The sequence below is a fragment of the Meridianimarinicoccus sp. MJW13 genome (genome assembly GCF_014901205.1).
GTDB lineage: Bacteria > Pseudomonadota > Alphaproteobacteria > Rhodobacterales > Rhodobacteraceae > Meridianimarinicoccus.
The window spans coordinates 254,785-272,643 of sequence record NZ_JACNMU010000004.1 but is presented as its reverse complement, the minus strand read 5'-3'; the positions used below and the strand labels follow the sequence as shown (position 1 = coordinate 272,643).

Here is a 17,859-nt window from a genome sequence, read left to right as displayed (position 1 = left end):
CGTCTCTGCCCGCGCCGCTTGGACAGCAAGGAGCACAAATGGTTTCGATCCTGCTAATTTTTCACTTCTGTATCGTTGTCGCCTTTACCATCCGGATCCTGCTGCGCGACGACCTGTTCCCGCCGGCGCGACTGGCGTGGTTCGTGGTGCTGATCATGGTGCCGTATTTCGGCAGCGTCATCTATTTCCTGTTCGGCGAGATCGACATAGGGCATGAGGCCGACAAGCGGCACAATCGGATCTTCCACCAGATCCGGGCCAGGGCCGCCGATATGATGGGCTCGCCCCAAACATCCGATACGCTGATTGACCCGAAGTACCGGCCGGCCTTCCGCTATGCCGCTTCGATCAACGGGTTCAACCCGGTTGACGGCAACCGGGCCAGGCTGATGGCCGATGCGGCCGACACCAATGCCAGCCTGATTGCCGATATCGATGCCGCGACCGAGCAGGTGCATGTGCTCTACTACATCTGGCTGACCGACAAGACCGGTACCGAGGTCGCCGAGGCGCTGATCCGCGCCGCAGGCCGGGGCGTGACCTGCCGGGCAATGGCCGACGGGCTGGGGTCGCGCGTGATGATCAAGTCAAAGCTGTGGGAGCGCATGAAGGAAGCCGGCGTCCAGATCGCCGTGGCCCTGCCGTTGAACAATCTGCCGCGCACCCTGCTGACCAGCCGTGTCGATCTGCGCAACCATCGCAAGATCACCGTGATCGACGGCCGGATCACCTATTGCGGCAGCCGCAACTCGGCCGATCCCGAGTTTCAGGTGAAGGCGAAATACGCGCCGTGGGTCGATATCATGCTGCGATTCGAAGGCCCGATCGTGACCCAGAACGAACTTCTGTTTCTCAGCGACTGGATCGCCGCGACCAACGAGCCGCTGGACCGTTTCTCGCTGAAACCCAACGACGGGGCGGAGGGCTTTCCGGCGCAGGTCATCGGTGATGGTCCGACCGAGCGTCGGGGCGCAACCCCGCAGATGTTTTCCAGCCTGATCGCCTGCGCGCAGGACACGCTGACCCTGTCCACGCCCTATTTCGTGCCCGACGCCACCGTGCTGGAGGCGCTGTGCGCCGCGGCCCATCGCGGGGTGAAGGTGACGCTGATCTTTCCCCGACGCAATGACAGCTGGATCGTCGCCGCCGCCAGCCGCAGCTACTATCGCAAGCTTCTGACGGCGGGGTGCAGGATTTTCGAGTACGAGGGCGGGCTGCTGCATGCCAAGACCCTGACGATGGATGGTCTGGTGACGCTGATCGGGTCGTCCAACCTTGATCTGCGCAGCTTCGACCTGAACTATGAAAACAACATCCTGCTGCAAGATGCGGGTGTCACGCAGGCCGTCTGCGACCGCCAGGCCAGCTATGTGGCTCGATCCGAGGCGGTGCATCTGGAGCATGTGCACGCCTGGCCTGTCCACATGCGGATCTGGAACAACGCCATCGCCACCATCGGACCGGTGCTGTGATCGACGGGGGATGACCGGGGGAGGGGATGTTCCGGATCACCGGTGTCCCCTCTGATGGCTGTTTTTCCTGCGCCCAAGCCCCCGAAAGTCGGGGCGGCGTGCACCTGGATCCGGTCAATCCGGCGCCTGAATGCTCAAAAATGAACAGTTGCCCGGCAATTGTTGCGCAGTCTCACGTTGTCCAATTATCTGCACGCAATGGGGGAGAAGGCTGCATGATACAAGGACTGCATCGCGCGCGACCGCTGCTTGACGAACAGGGCGTGGTGCTGGAGTCCGTTCTGCAACCCGAGATTTCGGCAAGTTGGCAGCGTTGTCTTGAGCAGGGCCTCGACCCGCGCGGGGACTCGCCCGATTGCGTTCTGACGTATGAGAAATTCCACCTGCACAAGCAACGCGCCGAACGGCCCCTGATGCTGGCCCGGCCCGAGATGGAGCTTCTGGCCAGCCAGATCGCCGGGCATGACTACCTGATCGCCTTCGGCGACACCGATGGCGTGGTGCTGGACGTGCTGACCGACAGCCAGGCCGACGGCACGCCGATGGCCCGCAGCATCATTCCCGGATCGGTGTGGAACGAGGAACTGCGCGGCACCAATGCCCTGGGTCTGGTGGCCAAGCGCGCCAAGCGCCTGACCGTGTCGGGGCCGGAGCATTTCTTCGCCGCCAACGCCACCATTTCCTGTATCGCCGCGCCGGTCTTTCGCAGCGACGGCAGCCTGGCGGGCGTGCTGGATGTGACCTCTCCGATGTCGGATCGGGAGCGGCACACAGCGACCCTTGTGGGGCTGGCGGCGCTGAACATCTCGAACCGGCTGTTCGTGGAAGATCACCGCAACGAGTTGATCCTGTACTGCCACCCGCGCGAGGAATACCTGACCACCCAGAGCGCCGGCCTGCTGGCCTTCGACCGCGATGGGCGCATGACCGGTGCCACCGCCATGGCGCGCGACATTCTACCCGATATTGCGGGACTCAGATCTCGGCATTTCAGCGATGTCTTTCAGGATGGCTATGCCCGGACCCTGGACAGCATCCAATCCGGTGATACCGCTCAATTGCGCGATCGGCGCGGCTCCAGCGTTTTTGTCCGGATCCGGCTGACCCGCGGTCCGGTCATGGGACTGCGCGCACCCGGGCCGCAGCTGACACTGGGCCTGCCTGCGCTTCAGATCGACCGGTCGGACACGCCTGTACCCGCCGAGGCGCAGATCACGGGCGATGACTATATGAATAAACAGATCGCGCTTTGCGCCGAAGTCGCCGAGGCCGGATTGCCGGTGCGGATTTGCGGGCGCTCGGGCAGTGGGCTCAGCCAGACCGCGCGGGCTGTTCATGCGCACCTGCGCGGCAAGGATCGCTGCATCGAGATCGATTGCGTCATCGCCAAGGAAAGCCATCTGGATTTCTCGTTGCGCGGGCAGGTCGTGGGCGGCGCCGGGCCAGCCTTCGGGCCGCTTCTGGAAACGCGGGGCAATGTGACCCTGATCCTCGACGGGATCGAGGCCCTGGGCGACCGTGCCCTGCCGGTGACCAAGCGGCTTCTGGGGCAGCTGGATCAGGTGTCGCGCGACAACCGCGCGCCGGGAAGCTGGACCCTTCTGGTGATCGAACGCTGTTCGCAGGTTGACGCCTGCTTGCAGGACAGCAGCGCCGAGGCTTTCGACGATTTCTGGGGCCACAGCTTTTCCGTGCCGCCGCTGAGCGCGCGCATGGATCTGGGCGCGGTCTCGCAAACCATCCTGTCTGAATTCGCCCTCGCCGCGCGGCTTGACGAAGACGCCCTGCCGGTGATGCGCCAGTTGGGCGATCACCTGACCTTCTATTCTTTGCGCCGATTGCTGTTCCAACTCTCGCGTCGCGAGGCCACCGGCCTGATCGGCGCCGACCGCGTGCGTGAATTGCTGTCCTGGCTGGCCGGACAAGACCCGGTCTGCGAGGCCTGCCTTGGCCATTCCACCCGCGAAGCGAACTGCCGCCGCATCCGCAAGACCATGCGCGAATGCGATGGCAACGTCAGCCTTGCGGCCCGCCGTCTGGGCGTGTCGCGCAACACCGTCTACAAACACGCGGGCCCGGCGAAATGACCCGCCGCGATCCCGCCTTCCGCATCACCGGACCCCCGCCCGGCTGACGCTTTCGATCCCTGACCACTGCCCACGACCGCCCGAACATCGCTTCGGGCGCCCGATCCCGGCTGCCCAGCGGTTGCCGGTCACGACCGAGACTTCACGTCAACAGGAGGAAAACCGTGAAAACACTTCTTACCACGCTCGCCACCACCACGCTGCTTGCCGGTGGAGCCTTTGCGCAAGGCGCCGATGTGCCCGACAATCTTGAAAAGCTCTCGGGCTTCAAGACCACCGGCACAACCGAGTTCACCTTCATCGACCAGACCGGCCCTTTCGCGGACGGTATCAAGAAGACCCTTGAAAACATCGTGCTGCCCGATGGCTTCAAGATCGAGCTTTACGCGGTGGTGCCGGATGCGCGCCATATCGCCGTGGGCACCCAGGGCGTTGTCACCTTCGTCGGCACCCGCAAGGACAAGGTCTGGTCGGTGACCGACCGCAACAAGGATCGCGTCGCCGACGAGGTCAAGGATTTTGCCCCGTCGCTGACTTTCTCGATCCCCAACGGTCCGTGCATGTCGAAAGACGGCTTCCTGTACATCGCCGAACAGAACCGCGTGCTGCTGTTCCCGGCGGCCGAGTTCTTCTACGAAAGCCCCGACGTGGCGGCCTTCAACCTGGTGGCCAAGGGGGACCTGATCCCGGCCGAGGAGGAAAGCTACAACCACACCGCGCGGGTCTGCAAGATCGGCCCGGACAACAAGATCTACATCTCGCTGGGACAGCCGTTCAACGTGGCACCGCCCGAGAAGCTGGAAGTCAACACCGAGTTCGGCATCGGTGGCATGATCCGGATGAACCTGGATGGGTCCGAGCGCGAGGTCTACACCTACGGTATCCGCAACTCGGTCGGGCATGACTTCCATCCGGAAACCGGCGAGCTGTGGTTTACCGACAACCAGGTCGACGGCATGGGCGACGACATCCCGCCGGGCGAGATCAACCGTCAGACCGCCGCCGGTCAGCACTTCGGCCACCCGTGGTTCGGCGGCGGCACCGTGCGCACAAACGAGTATGACGACGACGAAGTTCCGGTCGAGGTGGTGCACCCGGCGGTGGAAACCGTGGCCCACGCCGCGGATCTGGGCATGATGTTCTACACCGGCAAGATGTTCCCCGAGAAGTACAAGAACGCCATCTTCTCGGCCCAGCACGGGTCGTGGAACCGCACCACGCCGGTCGGTGCGCGGGTCATGGTGACCTTCATCGACGACGAGGGCAACGCCACCATCGAACCCTTCGCCGAAGGCTGGATCGACGAGAACGAGGAATACCTCGGACGTCCGGTGGATGTGGCCATGCTGCGCGACGGCTCGCTGCTGGTGTCGGACGACCTGGCCGGTGCGCTGTATCGCATCTCCTACGAGGGGTCCGAATGAAGACCGCAACACTCTTGATCCTGGGCGGAGTTCTCTCCGCCCAGGTCGCCCTGGCCGAAACTGCGGGCGACCGGGAAAACGGACGGACCGTGGCGCGCCAGTGCAAGACCTGTCACGGCATCGACGGGGTGGCCAAGCTGCCCATCGCGCCCAACATCGGCGGCGAGTCCCAGGGATATCTGGTGCGCCAACTGACCGCCTTCCGCGATGGCGACCGCTATCACGAGATGATGTCGGTGGTGGCCTCGGGGCTGGACGATCAGTCGATTGCCGATGTGTCTGCTTGGTACGCCGGGCACACCGCCAGCGCCGGTCTGATGCAGGGGGTTGATGCCGGGGGCGCGCCCGAGGCCTGTGTCAGCTGTCACGGGGTCAACGGTCTGGCACAGATCGAAGACGCGCCCAACCTTGCCGGGGAAACCGTGATGTACATCGACACGCAGCTGAAGGCGTTTCGCACCGGCAAGCGGCATCATGACATCATGTCCGCCGTTGCGGCGGAAATGAGCGACGCCGACATTCGTGCCGCTGCCGAGTGGTACGCGCAGACATTCTTCACGGTTGAGCCCAACGAGTGAACACGCGCCGGGGCAGGCCGGCTATCCGTTCAAGGTCTTTGGCATCCGGATCGGGCCGCCCCGTACGGGCGGGCCGTCTTTTTCGTCTATCGCGATGATCCTCCGTACACTGGTCTTTTGCGGGCGTGCCGCCTAGCATTGCGCCAAAGCCCGCCCGCAATGACGGTGGCTTGGGTCGACGCAGCGCGTCGTGGTGATTTCGCGGTATCGAGGGGGAGGGGCGACATGACGGACCGGTCATCGCCATTGCAACTGTTCTCCAACCAGACGTTCCGGATGCTCTGGATCGCGTCACTGGCGTCGAACTTCGGCGGGCTGGTGCAGGCGGTCGGGGCGGCGTGGATGATGACCTCGCTGACCTCGTCAGAGAGCATGGTTGCTCTGGTTCAGGCCTCGGTCACGCTACCGATCATGGCGTTTTCCTTGTTGGCAGGGGTGTTTGCCGACAATTTCGACCGCCGCCGCGTGATGCTGATCGCCCAGAGCTTCATGTTCGTGGTGTCGATCGTGCTGACGGTGATGGCCTATCAGGGAATGCTGACGCCGTGGCTGCTGTTGTCCTTCACCTTCCTGATCGGCTGCGGCACGGCGTTGCACAACCCGTCGTGGCAGGCCTCGATGGGCGATATCGTCGGCCGCGAGGAACTGCCCTCGGCGGTGTCGCTGAACAGCATGGGTTTCAACCTGATGCGCAGCGTCGGACCGGCGGCGGGCGGGGCGATCATCGCGCTGGCCGGGGCGGCGGCCGCCTTTGCCGTCAATGCCTTCAGCTATATCGCGATCATCCTGGCGCTCAGCCGATGGCGCGCGCCGGTGCGCGATACCCGTCTGCCACGGGAACCCATGGGTTCGGCCTTTCTGGCAGGTCTGCGCTATGTTGGAATGTCGCCGAACCTGCTGCGCGTCATCCTGCGCGGGTTCCTGTTCGGCCTGTCCGGTATTGCCCTGCTGGCTTTGCTGCCGGTGGTTGTGCGAGAGATCTTGCAGGGCAAGGCGTTTCTTTACGGCGTGATGCTGGGCTGTTTCGGGATGGGCGCCGTGGGCGGCGCGTTGATGAACAAGCGCCTGCGCGAAATGTTCCGCAACGAGCTTCTGGCCCGTGGTGCCTTTACCGGCTTCGGCCTTGGTTGCCTTGTGCTGGGTCTCAGCCCCTGGGTTCTGCTCAGCGGGGCTGCGCTGCTGCTGGCCGGGGCCTGCTGGGTGCTGGCCATGTCGATGTTCAACGTGACGATCCAGCTTTCGACGCCACGATGGGTCGTGGGCCGGGCGCTGGCCCTGTACCAGACCGGCGCTTTCGGCGGCATGGCCGCGGGCAGTTGGCTGTGGGGCGAGGTGGCGGAACGCGCTGGCCCTTCGGGCGCCCTGACCACCGCCGCGGTACTGCTGTTTTGCAGTGCGCTGGTCGGCATCCGCCTGCCCCTGCCCAACATCGAAGGGCTGAACCTTGATCCGCTGAACCGCTTTCGCGAACCCGCGTTGCAACTGGATCTGAACTATCGCAGCGGGCCGGTGATGGTGATGGTCGACTACATCATCGATCAGGCCGATGTGCCCGAGTTCCTGACGGTGATGAGCCGCCGCCGCCGCATCCGCATCCGCGACGGTGCGCAGAACTGGGCCATGCTGCGCGATCTGGAACAACCCACCCATTGGAGCGAGAGCTACCACGTGCCCACATGGGGCGAATACGTGCGCCACAACGAACGCCGCACCCAAGCCGATGCCGAGGTGGCCGACCGCCTGCGCGCCCTGCATCGCGGCCCCAAACCCGTTGTGCATCGCATGATCGAGCGTCAGACCGTGCCGCTGCATGACGACATGCCGCTGAAGAAGACGCCGCCCGTGGAAAGCTGACCTTCGCAATTCGGCCAGTGCCGCGTAGGAGGCAAAGGTCGGGGTGTCCGCTTGACGGGTTGTCTAACAAATTTGTAGATATTGTTAGTCAAGTGGTGGCAAGCGAACGTCATGAATCTTACTTCGGCAAGCAAGCTATTGGACGGGCAGACGCCCGCCAAAGACCGGCTGGAAAGCCAGGTCTATCGCCAACTGCTCGACAAGATCCGATTTGGCACCTTTGCCATGGGCGCGCGGCTGCCCAGCGAGGCAGATCTGTGCAACGAATACGGTGTTTCACGCCCTGTTGTGCGCGCAGCTTTGTCCAAACTCCGGGATTCAGGCCTGATCGTGTCCCGGCAGGGGGCGGGATCCTTCGTCAGCAGCGGTGCGCCCGCTGAACACCGGGGCTTTGAGCCGCTGCACAGCATCAATGACATCGCGTGCTTCTTTCAGTTCCGCCGGACCATCGAGGCCGCTTCGGTCGAGATGGCGGCGGAAAACGCTTCGGCCGAGGGTGTCGCGATCTTGCGCCAGATGATTGCCGAGACCGAGGATCTGTTGGGCAAGGGAGAAGCTGGTGCCGCTGAAGATATCCGGTTTCATACAAGAATTGCCGAGTTGTCAGACAGCCGGTTTCTGATCGAGACCATGGACATGCTGCGGTCGCACTGGTTGTTTGTTGGCAATTTTGTCGCCAGTCTTGGCCTCACAGGCGCGCGCACCGGCCAGCGCATGATCGAGGAACACACCGCCATCGTCGATGCGATCGAGGCTGGCGATGCCAACCGCGCCCGCAGCGCGATGGTGAAACATATCCACGGGTCCGAGCGGCGCGTGTTCAAAGGGGGATAGGATGCCAGTCATCGAATGCGTCAGCGAGGTCCGCGCCAGTCTGGGCGAGGGCGCGGTCTGGGATGACCGCGCCAATGTGCTGTGGTGGGTCGATATCCCGCGCGGCCATGTCCACAGCCTCGACCCGGTGTCCGGTGCCGAAACCCATCACGAGGTGGGCGAACCGGTGGGATGCCTTGCGGTGCGCGAAGCAGGCGGGTTGCTTCTGGCCACAAGGTCCGGATTCTGGTTCTACGACCCGGAGACCGGCGACAAGACCCCGATCAGCGATCCGGAAGCCGACCGGCCGATGAACCGGTTCAACGATGGAACCACCGATGCGCAGGGGCGGTTCTGGGCCGGCACCATGCGGGACGGCGGCTCCGACACGCCGGACGGGGCATTCTATCGCCTTGATCCCGACCTGACTGTCACCCTTTGGCGGGACAACATCTATACCACCAACGGGCTGGCGTTTTCGCCCGACGGCAAGACGATGTATTTCTCGGACAGCTATCCCGCCGTGCGCACGATCTGGGCCTGCGACTATGACACCGAAACCGGAACACCCGGCACGCCCGAGGTGTTTTTCGACACCAACGCGGTGGCGGGGCGACCTGATGGCGGCACGGTGGATGCCGAGGGCTGTTATTGGCAGGCCGGTGTCAGCGGCTGGCAGGTGTATCGAATTTCGCCCGAGGGCGAGGTTCTGTTGACCATCGACATGCCGGTCGAGAAACCGACCAAACCGATGTTCGGCGGTCCCGATCTGGATATCCTGTTCGTGACCTCGCTGGCCGGCGGCCTGACCGAGGGCAGCCACCAGCCCGATGCGGGGCGCCTGTTCGCGATCACCGGGCTGGGCGTGCGCGGTGTCCCGCAAACGCGCTTTGCGGGCTAGAGGGTCATGGAGATCACCGGTCTGCACAGCATCCTGCCGCGCATACGCCCTTGGGACCGTCGACATGGGATCACCTGCTGCTGCCAATCCGTGACACATTGAAAAACACTTGATCGAGGCCAGAATGCTGAAAAAACTCCTGATTACCGGCGCCAACGGCCAGCTTGGCGCGGAATGCCGGGCACGGCTGAAACCCTTTGCCGAAACCATCCGTCTGGGGGCCCGCCACGGGCTGGGCGATGCCGCGCCACACGAGGAAATCGTGTACTGCGACCTTGGCGACAAAGCCGCCGTCGAAGCCATGGTAGAGGGCTGCGATGGCATCGTGCACATGGGTGGCCAGGCCATCGAGGCGCCGTGGGACACCATCCGCAACGCCAATATCGACGGTCTGTTCAACCTGTACGAGGGCGCGCGCAAGTCCTCGGTCAAGCCGCGCATCGTCTTTGCCAGTTCCAACCATGCCATCGGGTTTCATCGTCAGACCGAACGGCTGGATGCCAAGTCTCCGACCCGGCCCGACGGGCTGTACGGGGTGTCCAAGGTGTTCGGGGAAGGGCTGGCCTCGATGTACCATGACAAGTTCGGGATCGAGACGGCAAATGTCCGCATCGGCTCTTGCGCGCCCGAGCCTGTCAACCATCGCGCGCTGTCCACATGGCTGAGCTATGACGACCTGATCCGGTTGATCGTATGCATCTTCCAGGTGCCGCGCCTGGGATGCCCGATCATTTACGGCGCCTCGAACAACGATGCCGGGATCTGGGACAATCGCGAGGTCGGCTATATCGGCTGGCAGCCGCGCGACAATGCAGAGGCGTTTCGCGAGAAGATCGACGCGGCCATGCCACGCCCGGCGGTCGATGACGTGCTTTCGCTCTACCATGGCGGCGCTTTCTGCGCTCTCGGCATTCATGAAGATTGAAGCGCGGGGACACGCGGCATGATCACGCCAACCGAATTGCGGGACATCATCCGGTCCGGTCTGCTGTCCTTTCCGGTCACCCCGTTCGATGACGATGACCGTTTCAACGACCAGGCGTTTGCCGCGCATCTGGAGTGGCTGTCGCCCCACAAGATCGCCGGGTTAATCGTGGCAGGCGGTACCGGCGAGTTCTTCTCGCTCGCCCCGGCGGAAGTGGTCGACGTGGTGCGCACCGCCCGCGCCGCCCAGCCCGGACAGCCGGTGATTGCCGGGTGTGGCTATGGCACCAGGATGGCTTGCGATCTGGCGCGCGAGATCGAAGCCGCCGGGGGCGACGGCATCCTGTTGCTGCCGCACTACCTGATCGGCGCGCCGCAGGACGGGATCGAGGCCCATATCCGCGCGGTGTGCAACGCCACCAACATGGGGGTCATCGTCTACAATCGCGGCAGTTCGGTGGTCTCGGCCGAAACGCTGGCCCGGCTGGCCGATGATTGCGCCAACCTGATCGGGTTCAAGGATGGCACCGGCGACATCGACACCGTGAAACGCATCACCGTCGGGCTGGGTGACCGGCTGGCCTATGTGGGCGGGATGCCGACGCATGAGTTGTTCGCGCAGGCCTACCGCGGGGCAGGGGTCGATACCTATTCCTCGGCGGTGTTCAACTTCATTCCCGAAACGGCGCTGAAGTTCCACGCGGCCTTTGTCGCCGGGGATGACGCCACCTGCGAAGATCTGCTGCGCACGGTCTATTACCCGTTCGCCAAGGTGCGGGATCGCAAGACCGGCTATGCTGTGTCGGCGATCAAGGCGGGCGTGGCGCTGCGCGGCTTCGACACCGGGCCGGTGCGGTCGCCGCTGACGGACCTGAACGACGACGAACGCGAGATGCTGAGGGGCGTCATCGGGGATCTGCGCTAGTCGGCGGCCATGGCAACGGCGGTGGTGTCCGCCGGTCCCGCTACCCGCGCCTTGCGTGTCAGAGCAGCCCGCGGGCAGACAGGTTGTTCATCAGCGCCCGCAGGCCAAAGGTCCACTCCGGGCATTCGGTGGCCAGATCGACCCGGTTGCGCAGCGCGCCCAGACCGGGCGCCGAGATCGTGACCACATCGCCGATCTTGTGGGTGAACCCTTCGCCCGGCACGTCCCGATCCTCGGTGGGGGCGAACAGCGTGCCCAGAAACAGCATCAGCCCGTCAGGATACTGATGGTGCCGTCCCAGCGTCTGACCCACCAGATCGGCGGGGTCGCGGCTGATTTCCGACATGCGCGAGGTGCCGTTCAGGACATAACCTTCCGGCCCGTGCACCGTCAGGGTCAGTTCCGCCGCGCGCACATCGTCCAGCGAGAACCCCTCGTCGAACAGGCGGATCATCGGGCCGATGGCGCAAGAGGCGTTGTTGTCCTTGGCCTTGCCCAGCAGCAGGGCCGAACGGCCTTCGACGTCGCGCAGGTTCACGTCGTTGCCCAGCGTTGCACCAACGATCCGGCCCGAAGAGGCCACGGTCAGCACCACTTCCGGTTCGGGGTTGTTCCATTTCGAGATCGGATGCAGGCCGACCCGCGCGCCGCTGCCCACCGAGGACAGCACCGGCGCCTTGGTGAAAACCTCGGCGTCGGGGCCGATGCCGACCTCAAGATATTGCGACCACAGCCCTTCGGCGATCAGCGCGGATTTGACCTGCGCGGCTTCCTCGGACCCGGCCCGGATGTCGCGCAGGCTTTGGCCGATGGCGGTGCCGACGCGGGCGCGAATCTCTTCGGCGCGGGCAGGGTCGCCGGCGGCCTGTTCCTCGATCACCCGTTCGACCATCGAACTGGCGAAGGTCACGCCGCAGGCCTTAACTGCCTGCAGGTCGCAAGGCGCCAGCAGGTGCGGCACATCGGGATCTTCGGGGTTGGCGGAGAGGATCGCGGCGGCCTCGCCCAGATCCTCGCCCTCGGCGCTGCGCACATAGGCGGCGGGATCGTCCATCTCGCAGATGTCGCGCACCAGCGGTGCTGCGGTCGAGGTGATGTCGATCACCCGATCGCCGCGCACCGTCACCACGGAGGGCCCCTTGGCGTCGGGGCGCCAGATTCGGCCCAGCAGGCATCCGTCGGGCAGGGCGGGGTGTTGATCGGTCATTCCGGGCTCCTTCACATCCGGGCCGCGCCGGGGGCGACACTGGCCAGCGTCCGCGGCCCCGCCGGGGGCCGCGATCATTGCGGGAAGGGTTGGCCGGAACCGGCGGCCCCGTCAACCAGCCGATGGCACCCGTCGATCAGGTGCCGGGCGCGGGTTGGCTGGCGTCGTCGGGAAAGGCGAAGTCGGGCAAGCCGTGGAAAGCATCGCGCAGCGCGCTGCCCCAGCCCGACGAAATCGTCTCGTAGTAGGGATCGTCGGCCTCGATGCGGAAGACCTCCCCGTTCTTCAGGCTGCCCGCGTGATAGACATGCACGTCCAGCGGCAGGCTGACCGAGAGATTGGCCTTGATCGTCGAATCGAAAGACAGCAGCAGCAGCTTGATGGCATCCTCGAAGCTCATGTCCGGATCATAGGCGCGCACGAGGATCGGGCGGCCGTATTTGGTTTCGCCGACCTGGAAGAAAGGCGTGTCGAAGCTGGCCTCGATGAAATTGCCCTCGGGATAGATCAGGAACAGGCGCGGTTCGCCGTCGCCCACCTGGCCGCCCAGGATCATCGTGGCGTTGAAGGCCGAATTGGCCTGCTGACCGGTCAGGGCATGGGTAGAGATGACTTCTTTCAACACGTTGCCCACAAGCGTGGCCACCTGGAACATCGACGCCGCTTCCAGAATGCCGGGTTGGCGGTCGCCGGGCTGCTTGCTGCGCTCGTCCAGCAGGCTGACCACGGCTTGCGTGGTGGCCAGGTTGCCCGCTGTCATCAGGCTGATGGACCGCTCTCCGGACACCTCCCAGGTGTGCATCTTCCGAAATGTCGAGATGTTGTCGATGCCGGAATTGGTACGGGTGTCCGACATGAACACCAGCCCCTTGTTCAGCATTAGGCCCACGCAATAGGTCATGGAACGCTCCTTTGGTCCCGACCCTATAAGCAGGCTATTGCTGAACCTGCAAGCTCACTTGCAACTGCTCGTCTCCGGCGCCGTGACGCACCCCCTGGATGGGGGCCGCATCGCCATAGTCGCGCCCTGCGGCGACCCGCACATAGCGCGCATCGGGGCAGATCTGGTTGGCCACGTCGAAGCCGATCCAGCCCAGGGATTCGGTCCAGACTTCGCACCAGGCGTGGCTGGCGTCCTGATTGACCTGGCCATCCATGAACAGGTAGCCGCTGACATAGCGTGCGGGGTAGCCCAGTTGCCGCGCCACCGCGATCATGACATGGGCCTGATCCTGGCAGACCCCGTGCCCGGCGGTCAGGGCCATTTCAGCGGTGGTTTCCGCATCGGTGTGGCCGGTTTGGTATTTCACCGCCTCTGACACGCGGGTGGCCAGTTCGTGCATGCGGGCGATGTCATCCATCTCGGCACAATCGGCGCGGATCTGCCCGGCCATCTTGCGCACGGTGTTGCCGGCCGCCGTCATCGGGGTGGGTTCTGCATACAGCCACAGCGGGGTATAGCCCGAATGCTTGCCGATCACACCGTTGCGATCCTCGACCTCGACCACCCCTTCGCTGACGATCTCGACCCGGATGGCGCCGGGGTCCAGCCGCACCAGTTCGGTCCTGTTCATGAACTGGTCATCAAAGGCGACCTGTTTTTGCCCGCCGGTGACCGTGGTCTTCCAGTCGACCACCCGCTGCCCATGCCCGTTGCGGGGGAACATCCGCAACTGCTGCAGCGCGTATTTCACCGGCTGGTCGAAGGAATAGGTCGTGGTGTGCGTGATGGCGAAGGACAGCGTGTCACCCATAGAAGCTGAAATCCTGTTCGATGTGTTTCGCCAATTGTGTGGTGTCGGCGATGAATTCCGCAAGGAATTCGTGCAATCCGTTCTGGAAGACCGACTCGATGGTGTTCTGCGACATGCGTTCGGACATGCGCTCGGCCAGGATCTGGCTCTCCTGCCGGGTGCCGTATTCCTGTTCAAGCTGTTCCAGGTAGCGCACGGTTTCGGCCGCGCAGAAGGCCAGCGACCGGGGCATGCGGCGGTCAAAGACCAGGAAATCCACGATCCCCTGCGCCGAGATATCGCCCCCGTGCAGCCAGCGATAGGATCGCTGCGCCGAGACCGAATGCAGGATCACTTCCCACTGCACATTGTCGATGCTGGAGCCGACGAAACTGGCCGAGGGCAGCAGCAGGTAGTATTTCACATCCAGAATCCGCGCCGTGTTGTCAGCCCGTTCCAGAAAGGTGCCCAGCCGCGAGAACGCGAAGATGTCGTTGCGCAGCATGGTGCCGTACAGGGCGCCGCGCACCACCGAGGTGCGATAGCGGATCGTGCTCAGCAGATCGTGCAGGTTGCGCTCGGCCACCGGGCGGGCCAGTTCCTGCTTCAGGATCATCCAGCATTCGTTGGTGGCTTCCCAGACCTCGCTGGACAGGGCGGTGCGCACCTGCCGGGCGTTGGACCGTGCCAGGTCGATGGAATTCATGACGCTGGACGGGTTGTCCTTGTCGCGCAGAAGGAAGTCGATGACACGGCTGGCGCTGAATTCGTCATGCTTCTGGTTGTAGGCGTTCAGCACCCCTGCGGTGGTGACAACGGATTGCCATTCATTCGACGCGGTAGACGACCGGTTCAGGGCCATGTGCCATCCGGCTTCAAGAAGTCGGGCGGTGTTTTCGGCGCGCTCCAGATAGCGGAACATCCAGAACAGGCCGCCTGCGGTTTTTCCCAGCATCATCGCTCAGTCCCCCAAAACCCAGGTGTCCTTGGTTCCGCCCCCTTGGGAGGAATTCACAACAAGCGATCCCTGTTTCAGCGCCACGCGGGTCAGCCCGCCCGGCGTGATGTCGATCTTGTTGGGAGAGACCAGAACGAAAGGCCGCAAATCCACGTGCCGTGGGGCCAGCCCGGATTTCGCCAGGATCGGCACCGTGGACAGGGCCAGCGTCGGCTGGGCGATGTAGTTGGCGGGCTTGGCGCGCAGCTTGGCCTCGAAGTCCGACAATTCCTTCTTGTTGGCCGCCGGACCCACCAGCATCCCGTAACCGCCCGAGCCGTGCACTTCCTTGACCACCAGCTCGCTGAGGTGCTCCAGCACATAGGCCAGGCTGTCCGCTTCGGAGCAGCGCCACGTCGGCACGTTCTTCAGGATCGCCTGCTCGCCGGTGTAGAACTCGATGATATCGGGCATGTAGGAATAAAGCGCCTTGTCGTCGGCAATCCCGGTGCCCGGTGCATTCGCCAGCGTGATGTTCCCGGCGCGATAGACATCCATGATCCCCGGCACGCCCAGCAGGCTTTCGGGGTTGAAGTTCAGCGGATCCAGATAGGCATCGTCGACCCGGCGATAGATCACGTCCACGGGCTGAAACCCCTGCGTGGTGCGCATGGCGATGCGGCCGTCCACGACGCTCAGGTCGGTGCTTTCGACCAGCTCCGCCCCCATCTGATCGGCCAGGAAGGCATGTTCGAAATAGGCAGAGTTGTGGATACCCGGCGTCAGCACCGCCACCACCGGCTTGCGGTTGGGCGAGTTTTCGGGGGCGCAGTTGGACAGCGACCGGCGCAGCAGGCGCGGATAGGCGCTGACCGGGCGGATCTTCATCCGGGTGAACAACTCGGGGAACATCTGCAGCATCGTTTCCCGGTTTTCCAGCATGTAGGAGACGCCGGACGGGGTGCGAACGTTGTCCTCCAGAACGAAGAAATCATCCTCGCCGGTGCGCACCAAGTCGATGCCGGCGATGTGGGAATAGACGCCGCCGGGCGGGTTCACCCCCATCATCTCGGGCAGGAAGGCCGCGTTTCGGGCAATCAGTTCGGCGGGGATGCGGCCAGCGCGCAGGATCTCCTGCCGATGATAAATGTCGTGCAGGAAGGCGTTGATGGCGCGGACGCGCTGGTCGATGCCGCGCTCCAGCCGCGCCCATTCGCGGGACGAGATGATGCGCGGCACGATGTCGAAAGGGATCAGCCGCTCGTCGGCCTCATCCTGTCCGTAGACGTTGAAGGTAATGCCGATCTTGCGAAAGAAGGCTTCGGCCTCGGCCGATTTCAACCGCAGCCGTTTCAGATCTTCCTTGCTGAACCAGTCATAGTAATCGCTGTAGGGATCCCGGACCTGGTCCTGCGAGATCAGCATTTCGTCGAAGCAGGGCGGTGTTGTTGTCATTTTTTTACACGCCAGTTGGGGTCAACCATTGACACGATAGTTTCACCATCCGTCAGGCGGCGTATAGGGGGGGAAGCGATCAAAGTTTGAGCATTCAGGAAATCCGATGCCTGCGAGGCCTTTGGAAACAGCGACGAATTTGGGCCTGGCAGCCGGAAGGTTTCCCTGGATCAGGTGCAAGAATCAGGCCGCAAAAAATGCGCCAGATCATCTGAGAAACAGCCTGTAACCAGTTGATAAATAGATATATATAAAATGAAGTTGGTGGGCGTGCCGTCACTGTGACCCCGGCATTGTCAGGCCACACTATCCTGCTTGCCAAGACCGTCCCGCATGGCGTCGAAGCCGCCGCGGCTCAAGCCCCGGACGCCGTCGATTTTTTTTGCGATCGGGCCAGGAACAGCAGCAGCGCGCCCAAGCCACCGGCGGCAAACATGATGGCCTGCCAGACCAGCCCGGCGGCCACGATGCCCGCGGGATCGGCGCCGAACGGGGCAAGGATCGCCGCCAGCACGCCCTCGCGCAGGCCCAGCCCGTTCAGGGCCACCGGCAGCACGGCGATGATCTTGGCCAGTGGCCAGGCGAACAGCCAAGGCCCCACGCCCACATCCGCACCGGCCGCCGTGGCCAGCCAAAAGGCCAGAAGAACAAGCGCGGTCTGCACCGCCAGCGAGGCCGAGAGCACCAGTGCCAGAAGACCGGGCTGGCGCAGCAGATCGCCCAGCGACGCCACGGTCTTGCGCGCAAACCCCTGTCCCGGCAGGCGCGGCACCAGCCGCCACAGGTGATCCACCAGCCAGGGCAGCAGCAGCAGGCCGATGAATACCGCGCTTACAAACAGGGCGGCCACCAGCAGCAGGCCCGGATCGCCGCCGCCCTCAGCGGCCAGCATCAGCCCGACGACGGAAATGGTCAGCAGCGATACCATGTCGATCAGCCGATCCGCCGCCGCCACGGCCACGACCCGCGCGCCGTCGCGTGCCGACGATTGTGCGATGGCCGCGCGCACCGCGTCGCCGCCAATGGCACCGGGCAGACACAGGTTCGCCGCCAGTCCCGAGAAATGCGCGCGAATGGCCACGGTCGCCGGGATGATCCGGCCCAGAAGGCACCACCATTTCAGGGCCGCGCCCACATGGGCAAGCAGGAACAGGAGCAGCACCTGCACGAACACCCCGGCGGGCAGGGCCTTCAGCGCATCGAAGATGGCGTCGTCGGGCAGCAGCCAGAACAGGATGGTCAGGGCAATGGCCGAGCCGGCAATCCGCACAAGCCAGGATTTGGTGGTTTTCGACATCGCCATAATACACGACCCTTGAAGGCAAGACACACGCGGCACGCAACGGCCCGGAAAAACAGCAACCGCACGAAATGGCGCGTCGCGATGACGCAAAGTTAAGTGCGATGCAAGAGACACTCGATTGAGTCGCCGAACCATGCCATAGATCAGCCTGTCATGCCATGAAAGCGGTGGCGCGCCACGCGGGGCATGACGGTCTGGTAAACAGCGGCCCCGGAACCTGCCGGATTTCCCGGGCGATTGTGTGTA

General features: G+C 64.0%; 15 protein-coding genes. 9 read left to right on the top strand and 6 right to left on the bottom strand.

Going from position 1 to position 17,859, the window contains the following annotated elements:
- Window positions 1-38 precede the first annotated feature (38 nt).
- The 9 genes from cls (at window position 39) to H8B03_RS09130 (ending at window position 10,978) form a co-directional block, all read left to right on the top strand.
- The gene (gene cls / locus H8B03_RS09170; RefSeq protein ID WP_193141435.1) at window positions 39-1,472 is read left to right on the top strand and encodes a cardiolipin synthase; all 1,434 of its coding nucleotides are present in this window, start codon (window positions 39-41) and stop codon (window positions 1,470-1,472) included.
- 215 nt (window positions 1,473-1,687) lie between these two features.
- Window positions 1,688-3,559, top strand: a complete 1,872-nt coding sequence (locus H8B03_RS09165) for a sigma-54-dependent Fis family transcriptional regulator (protein ID WP_193141434.1) — start codon at window positions 1,688-1,690, stop codon at window positions 3,557-3,559.
- Window positions 3,560-3,723: 164 nt separating this feature from the next.
- The gene (locus H8B03_RS09160; protein WP_193141433.1) at window positions 3,724-4,983 is read left to right on the top strand and encodes a sorbosone dehydrogenase family protein; all 1,260 of its coding nucleotides are present in this window, start codon (window positions 3,724-3,726) and stop codon (window positions 4,981-4,983) included.
- Complete coding sequence (locus H8B03_RS09155; protein WP_193141432.1) at window positions 4,980-5,561, top strand: cytochrome c; 582 nt, start codon at window positions 4,980-4,982, stop codon at window positions 5,559-5,561. Before H8B03_RS09160 ends, H8B03_RS09155 begins: the two co-directional genes overlap by 4 nt.
- Before the next feature lie 225 nt (window positions 5,562-5,786).
- The gene (locus tag H8B03_RS09150) at window positions 5,787-7,415 is read left to right on the top strand and encodes an MFS transporter (protein ID WP_193141431.1); all 1,629 of its coding nucleotides are present in this window, start codon (window positions 5,787-5,789) and stop codon (window positions 7,413-7,415) included.
- A gap of 111 nt (window positions 7,416-7,526) precedes the next feature.
- On the top strand, window positions 7,527-8,249 hold the full coding sequence (locus tag H8B03_RS09145) for a FadR/GntR family transcriptional regulator (protein ID WP_193141430.1): 723 nt from the start codon (window positions 7,527-7,529) through the stop codon (window positions 8,247-8,249).
- 1 nt (window position 8,250) lies between these two features.
- Window positions 8,251-9,129, top strand: a complete 879-nt coding sequence (locus H8B03_RS09140) for an SMP-30/gluconolactonase/LRE family protein (protein WP_193141429.1) — start codon at window positions 8,251-8,253, stop codon at window positions 9,127-9,129.
- A 124-nt stretch (window positions 9,130-9,253) separates the two neighbouring features.
- Window positions 9,254-10,054, top strand: coding sequence for an NAD(P)-dependent oxidoreductase (locus H8B03_RS09135; RefSeq protein ID WP_226925815.1), 801 nt, complete (start codon window positions 9,254-9,256; stop codon window positions 10,052-10,054).
- A gap of 21 nt (window positions 10,055-10,075) precedes the next feature.
- Window positions 10,076-10,978: a 5-dehydro-4-deoxyglucarate dehydratase gene (locus H8B03_RS09130; RefSeq protein ID WP_319022462.1), complete on the top strand. Its 903-nt coding sequence runs from the start codon at window positions 10,076-10,078 to the stop codon at window positions 10,976-10,978.
- A gap of 58 nt (window positions 10,979-11,036) precedes the next feature.
- Here the strand turns inward: H8B03_RS09130 and H8B03_RS09125 are convergent, their stop codons facing one another.
- From H8B03_RS09125 to H8B03_RS09100, 6 genes are all read right to left on the bottom strand, one after another.
- Entirely contained in the window at window positions 11,037-12,185 is a 1,149-nt protein-coding gene (locus tag H8B03_RS09125; RefSeq protein WP_193141427.1) for a fumarylacetoacetate hydrolase family protein, read from the bottom strand.
- A gap of 136 nt (window positions 12,186-12,321) precedes the next feature.
- Window positions 12,322-13,086 carry a proteasome-type protease gene (locus H8B03_RS09120; protein WP_193141426.1) on the bottom strand — a complete coding sequence of 255 codons (765 nt, stop codon included), beginning with the start codon at window positions 13,084-13,086 and terminating at the stop codon, window positions 12,322-12,324.
- Window positions 13,087-13,120: 34 nt separating this feature from the next.
- Complete coding sequence (locus H8B03_RS09115) at window positions 13,121-13,939, bottom strand: transglutaminase family protein (RefSeq protein ID WP_226925814.1); 819 nt, start codon at window positions 13,937-13,939, stop codon at window positions 13,121-13,123.
- The gene (locus H8B03_RS09110) at window positions 13,932-14,873 is read right to left on the bottom strand and encodes an alpha-E domain-containing protein (RefSeq protein ID WP_193141556.1); all 942 of its coding nucleotides are present in this window, start codon (window positions 14,871-14,873) and stop codon (window positions 13,932-13,934) included. Before H8B03_RS09110 ends, H8B03_RS09115 begins: the two co-directional genes overlap by 8 nt.
- 6 nt (window positions 14,874-14,879) lie before the next feature.
- On the bottom strand, window positions 14,880-16,310 hold the full coding sequence (locus H8B03_RS09105; protein ID WP_226925813.1) for a circularly permuted type 2 ATP-grasp protein: 1,431 nt from the start codon (window positions 16,308-16,310) through the stop codon (window positions 14,880-14,882).
- Window positions 16,311-16,665: 355 nt separating this feature from the next.
- A complete protein-coding gene (locus H8B03_RS09100; RefSeq protein ID WP_193141425.1) occupies window positions 16,666-17,613 on the bottom strand; it encodes a lysylphosphatidylglycerol synthase transmembrane domain-containing protein in 948 nt (315 codons plus the stop codon).
- Between the last annotated feature and the right edge of the window lie 246 nt (window positions 17,614-17,859).